The following is a 3,445-nucleotide window of genomic DNA, read 5'->3' as shown; positions in this document are numbered from 1 at the left end:
CGAACGGTACAGTGACTACGGGGCTATAGCTGCATGAAACTGTCCGAAGTGTTGTACATATTTTTCACCCATAAAAGGCGTTCATTACCTGAACTCAATGTCAAGGTGTGATTTTACGCAGCCGCTTATTCAGGAACACCTTCTGCAACGTGGTAAACCGAATTGCCCCGCGTGTTGCACATAAAATGAACTTAGTGCTTGGTCAAAGCTTGGGACCTAGCCTATTTGGGCAATTTGGTTGTGGCTGTAACCTGTTGCCCGATCGACGGTGTGCGACGGACTTTGTGGGTAGATCGCACAAGTACCGAGCTGCCCTACGGCCACCCATTCGATTAACGAAATACTGCCTGTACGATAGACACATAGGGGAAGCGGGCTCATATTGTGCGCTCAAACTTAACTGCATTGACCCAGTTCCTGCCTATGTACCAATTATGAGATACTCCACCTCCCCCTTAGTGGTCTCAAAGAAAACAGGGAAGATCCATGACTAAGATCGCACTCGCTCTGGCTGCATTACTCATGTTTGGCTGTAGCTCCGTCACTCATTTCACACAAAAAACTGCTGGTGAAGTGAGGCAAGCAGTGACCATTCACAATAGTGAGCAAGATTCTGCTACCCAGTACTCTGGTCCGCGGATGCAGGCGACTACTGACGGTTCCGACTACAATCTCTATTTCTATGACCTGCGTGCTACCGAGTCCACGGTCGGCGGTCCAACCCAATACCAGCTAAAGGTCGACATCACTTATCGTGAGAACTGGCGCTACTATGAGATTGCAGAATTGAGAGGTAGGCAGCGGTTGGACACGGCTCCCATCAAGAGGAGCATTCTGAATTGTGTCAGTGCCCGCGACTGCATGTATGAGGAAATTCTGGATATTGCCCTCAGCGAAGAGCAAATTCTGACTACAATCCATAACCGCGATAAGCTCAAACTCAAACTCAGAGCCAAATCCGGGCACAGCTCCACAATCGAAGTTCCCCTTTCGTACCTCATGGGCTTTTACGCTGCAATTGTGAATCATGCGGGGTAGGCTCAAAACCTAAGATCTCTCTTCTTAAAATCCCTCCTGCTGAAATCCAAAGCAATCCGGGTGCTTTTGCACCCGGATTGCTATGAACTTCAAGACGATGATCGCCAACTGAGCTACTCTTGCGAGGCTGCCTGGAAGGCTTGCGCAGCCTTGGCCAGCCCCTCCCCCAGGCTTATCGGTGGTTTCCACCCCAGCCGATCTTTGGTTTTGGTAATGTCCACCTGTAGCGACCCACACAAGCGCTCTGCCATAGCCCCCCTCCCTATCAACCTGAGTCCGCGGCTTAGCATAAACTGGGGCACTGGAAATAGCCGCGCGCGGCAACCTAGAGCGTGGGAAAGCCCACGCAATAAGTCGGTTATGGATAAATCCATATCATCGGAAACCAAAAAAACTTGATTGGCAGCACTGGGGTGAGTAATGCAGACGACTATCAGATCAAGGAGGTTATCAATAGATACCAGGCTGCGGCGATTGTCAATTGCACCGAGTGGCAGTGGCAACCCCCTATCGAGCCAGCGCATCATCGATTGAAAATTTGCCCTTACACCTGGACCATAGATCAAAGGTGAACGAATAATCACCACCTCCATGTCTACACTTTTTGTCAGCTCCAAAAGCGCATCTTCAGCCTCTTTTTTCGATATACCGTAGGGGTCAGATGGCTGGCATTTTTCATCCGCATTGAAAGGACACCGGTTATCGGTCGATTCTCCATTGACTTTGATAGAACTCAAGAAAATAAATCGCTTGACCCCTGCCGCAGCTGCCTGCTGAGCAAGCTTGATGGTGCCCTCTACATTCACCTTGCGGAATTCGGCCAGGGGGTCAGCTGCAGTTTCCTCCATGATGTGGACACGCGCTGCCGTGTGTATCACTACATCAATGTTATCTAGTACGCCAGCCCAGTTAGTGCCAGCACCCAGATCGTCAATCTGAAAACCCCCTTCAACACGCTGGCGATACACCGGTGTTACCTGATACCCGGTTTCTTGAACCAGGGAAAGGAGTGCCTTTCCCACAAAACCACTGGCACCGGTCAGTAATACACGTCCTTTCAAAAGCGGGCCCTTATTGCTGTTAAAATACCTGTTCTAGTTTACACGGCTAAAATGCAGCATCAATGCACCCATTGAACCTGCAATAGGGTTAAGGGCTGAGGCTTTGCTCCACAGACCCCCAAAATCAATGCCTCTCACAAGTCCCCTCTGTCACTCCGTGGATTCACGGTCGATACTGCAATAGCGATCCCTATCCCTGGCTGCATTCTTAAGCCTGGCCCTGACATTCTCCAGAGCGCGCTCGTGAGGCGCTAAGGTATAACGCGTGCCCCAGCGAGCCTCCCACGTCTCCCTCGCCTCCAGGCACGCGATAGCCTGTCGATATTTCCACCCCGCCTCCATACATAGTGGCATCCCTTTAGGTGATCTTCGATCGCAGATTTGGTGATATTTCTTGTGGGCGATTTTTGCCTGAAAATCAATTGAAGTAGCGCCTTCAAAGTGACGGATGGGGGGGGCGTGGGCCTTGGAATTTCCCTTACTCTGAGCGCTATTTCTACCCATTGCACGAAAAATTGCAATCCCTAATAGCTCGCCAGTGGTGTATTGATAGTTGTTATCGACAATCACCCCCGCCCCTGAGACCCTTCCTGGGCCCACATCAAGCGACGCAGCGACCAAGTCTGTATTTTGACGAATAAAGGTGGCAGGGTGAGGAGCAACCCCATATGCCCAAGTTGAAGGAAAAAGCAGGGCAATCGCCAAACTGTAAATCAATAAATACGGGAACTTAACTAGTGTAGGTTTATGCACTAGCAACCTGAACCTCCGGTAATAGCAAGAGCGGTTACTGCCCCCATTTGGCATCGCCAATAAACACTACATTTGCGTACTCTATGGTCAGTGCACGCCTAAGCAAATAGCAAAGCTCGATTTTAGTAAAACCTTGCCACAGTCCCAAATATAAATTTCAAAAGCCATCGAATGAAAAGGCAAGTGCTACTGCACCCAGTAAGTAAGGGCTAGAGGCAACACAAAGATACTCAGAATTGTGGAAATAAATATAATACCTGAAATTTGAGCAGCATCCTGCGGGCGATAGATGGATATCCACAAATAAGTACTGACCGCAGATGGCATCAGGCACTGAAGTATTAACACACCTCTCATTGCACCTGAAAAATTAAAGAGACTCGTCAATATGAATGCAACCGCAGCGCCGAGAGCAACATGTGCGAAAGCAAATACAACTCCAACTCGGGTATCACTAAATTTTATTTGGGCAAGACTATGCCCAAGGGTCAAAAGCATCAGGGGGATTGCCATCCCTCCCAATATATTAAGGGAAGATACCTGCATTCAACTTTGAAGTGCATCAGTTAATCCCCTGGAAAAGAACGGTCAGC

Annotated in this window: 4 protein-coding genes; 1 reads left to right on the top strand and 3 read right to left on the bottom strand. The window is 49.3% G+C overall.

The annotated features are described in order from the left end of the window. The first annotated feature begins 486 nt into the window (after window positions 1-486). The gene (locus MO867_RS21095; RefSeq protein WP_252472785.1) at window positions 487-1,038 is read left to right on the top strand and encodes a hypothetical protein; all 552 of its coding nucleotides are present in this window, start codon (window positions 487-489) and stop codon (window positions 1,036-1,038) included. Window positions 1,039-1,151: 113 nt separating this feature from the next. On the opposite strand, the gene MO867_RS21090 is transcribed toward MO867_RS21095, so the two are convergent. The 3 genes from MO867_RS21090 to MO867_RS24210 form a co-directional block, all read right to left on the bottom strand. Continuing rightward, the gene (locus MO867_RS21090; RefSeq protein WP_252472783.1) at window positions 1,152-2,099 is read right to left on the bottom strand and encodes a UDP-glucose 4-epimerase family protein; all 948 of its coding nucleotides are present in this window, start codon (window positions 2,097-2,099) and stop codon (window positions 1,152-1,154) included. A gap of 150 nt (window positions 2,100-2,249) precedes the next feature. Beyond that, on the bottom strand, window positions 2,250-2,852 hold the full coding sequence (locus tag MO867_RS21085; protein ID WP_252472781.1) for a hypothetical protein: 603 nt from the start codon (window positions 2,850-2,852) through the stop codon (window positions 2,250-2,252). Between the two features lie 186 nt (window positions 2,853-3,038). After that, complete coding sequence (locus MO867_RS24210; RefSeq protein ID WP_373565924.1) at window positions 3,039-3,398, bottom strand: AEC family transporter; 360 nt, start codon at window positions 3,396-3,398, stop codon at window positions 3,039-3,041. Window positions 3,399-3,445 lie beyond the last annotated feature (47 nt).

Source organism: Microbulbifer okhotskensis (assembly GCF_023895975.1).
GTDB classification, from domain to species: Bacteria; Pseudomonadota; Gammaproteobacteria; order Pseudomonadales; family Cellvibrionaceae; genus Microbulbifer; species Microbulbifer okhotskensis.
Note: the sequence above shows the minus strand (reverse complement) of the source record. Positions and strands in the feature narration are given on the sequence as shown.

Excerpts from the sequence above, each read along its gene's own strand:
- MO867_RS21095 (WP_252472785.1), top strand. The coding sequence starts at position 487 with ATGACTAAGATCGCACTCGCTCTGGCTGCATTACTCATGTTTGGCTGT.
- MO867_RS24210 (WP_373565924.1), bottom strand. The coding sequence starts at position 3,398 with ATGCAGGTATCTTCCCTTAATATATTGGGAGGGATGGCAATCCCCCTG.